The organism is Polaribacter sp., from assembly GCF_039939415.1.
GTDB lineage: Bacteria > Bacteroidota > Bacteroidia > Flavobacteriales > Flavobacteriaceae > Polaribacter.
Genome location: NZ_JBDVJE010000004.1, coordinates 1 through 2,281 on the forward strand (window position 1 = coordinate 1; position 2,281 = coordinate 2,281).

The 2,281-nt window shown below is 27.3% G+C and carries 1 protein-coding gene; it reads left to right on the forward strand.

The genetic code is table 11. From position 1 onward, the window contains the following. Positions 1–2,281, forward strand: a 2,281-nt coding sequence (locus ABJG40_RS00350) for a two-component regulator propeller domain-containing protein (protein WP_348022589.1), incomplete at both ends; no start/stop codon positions are given.

A 2,281-nucleotide genomic window follows, 5' to 3' on the forward strand; every position in this document is an offset into this window, starting at 1 on the left:
TAGTCACTTTAATTACGAACCTAAGAATAAAAATAGCATAAGTAGTCATCAAATTAATGCCGTTTATCAAGATAGTTTTAATGTGCTTTGGGTGGGTACTGCTCAAGGAGGAATTAATAAATTAGACCTTTTTCAAAAACCATTCTACTCTTACACTAATAACCCTTACAATAAGTTTTCTATTGGTGATAATTTAATAACATCAATTTTAGAAGATAATAATGGTAAAATTTGGATTTCTGGATACAATACAAAATTATTTAGAAGCATAGATCAAATTAATGAAAATAATTTAGATAAAATTAAATTCGAAGATCTACAGCATAAATTGTCTATTGAAGATAACGATATTATAAGGTGTATTTATCAAGATAAAAGAAACTATATTTGGTTGGGTACAGACAAAAAAGTATTTGTATACAGCCCCATAAAAAAAGACTTTAAAGAAATTCAGTTTTTATCAAAAGAAGGTTTAGATCAATTGTTTTTAACAAGAAAAATTGCTCAAATAAATGAAACAGATATTGTTTTTACTGGTAATAAAATTTTAGTAATAGAAAATCCATGGAAAGAAATAGAGCAAAAAAGAATTCCAAAAATTAAAATAAAATCGAGCCTAAAAATAGCAACTAGTAGAGTACAATGTTTTTTGCAAGATAGTAACAATCAATTATGGTTTGGTACAGATTATGGCTTGTTACAGTGTAAATATGAAGATGGAATAATTAAAGTTATAAGGCAATATCAAAAAAATAAAAAAGGAAATAGTAAAATAAGTTACAATAGAGTTTTTACACTTTATGAAGATGATAAAAAGAATATTTGGATTGGTACTTTTGGTGGAGGTTTAAATAAGCTAACCCTAGATAGTAATCACAACCCTGTAAAAATGGATTATTTTAGAAAAAACGATGTCTTGCCAGATGATGCTATTTATGGAATTTTAGCTCAGGATGATAGCGATGATTTATGGATTAGTACAGATATGGGATTGGTTCGTTTTAATAAAGAAACAAACAAAGTAAATGTTTTTGATGTAAGTGATGGTTTGTTTCACAATAACTTTAGACAATCTGCGTATACAAAAGGAAAATCTGGATTTATGTATTTTGGTGGCTTAAATGGTTTAACTGTTTTTGATCCGAAGAAAATGATTTTAAATGTACAGCCTCCAAAAGTTTTAATAACATCTTTATTAATAAATAATAAACCTGTAAGAATAGGTGAAAAATTAAATGATATTGTAATTCTTAAAAAAGCTATTTCAGAAACAGATACTTTAACTGTTAGTAAAAGCCAGCGAATTATATCTTTTAATATTGTTGCAGAGCACACATCTGCACCAGCAAAAAATAAAATAGCATATAAATTAGAAGGTTTTAATAAAGATTGGGTAGAAATTAATAAAGGTAAATCTGGTATCACGTATACTAATTTATCTGCTGGTACATACCAATTAAAAGTAAAATCTGCTAATGGAGATGGTGTTTGGAGCGACTCCACAAAAACATTAACCTTAATTGTTTTGCCTCTTTGGTATCAAACTTGGTGGAGTTACTCTTTATTGGCATTACTTTTTTTAGGTGTAGGAGTTGGCATTGTTTATTACTTTGTAAGGCATGAAAAATTAAAGCAAAAATTAATCTATGAACAAATAGATAAAGATAGAGTAGAAGTAGTTAATCAAGGTAAATTTAGATATTTCACAAATTTATCTCATGAGTTTAGAACGCCCTTAACACTTATTTCTGGTCCTTTAGATAGAGTTATAGAAAACAATAGCAACCCAGAAAACGAACGATTTTTATCAATTATTAAGAGAAATACACATAGGCTACTAAGTTTAATAGATCAGTTAATAACGTTTAGACAGGCAGAACAAGGCTTTCTAAATTTAAATTTTACAAAATCTACTTTAGGCGATTTTTTATATCCAACAACAGAAGCTTTTGAAAATTACGCATTAGAAAAAAACGTTAATTTTTACTATAAAATTAGTTCACCAAATGAAGTAATTATAATCGATGTAGAAAAACTAGAAAGAATACTTTTTAACCTACTTTCTAATTCGTTTAAAAATACACCTGCTCAAGGAACTATAAATATAGATGCTTCAATAGTTTATGAAGACGGAGTTAAAAACATTAAAATTGATGTTGTAGATACTGGTAAAGGAATTCCTAAAGAAAAGTTAAAAAATATTTTCGAAAGATTTTATCAATTAGGAAATCAAGATGGTAATGTAAGTGGAGGTGGTATAGGGTTATCATTTTGTAATTCT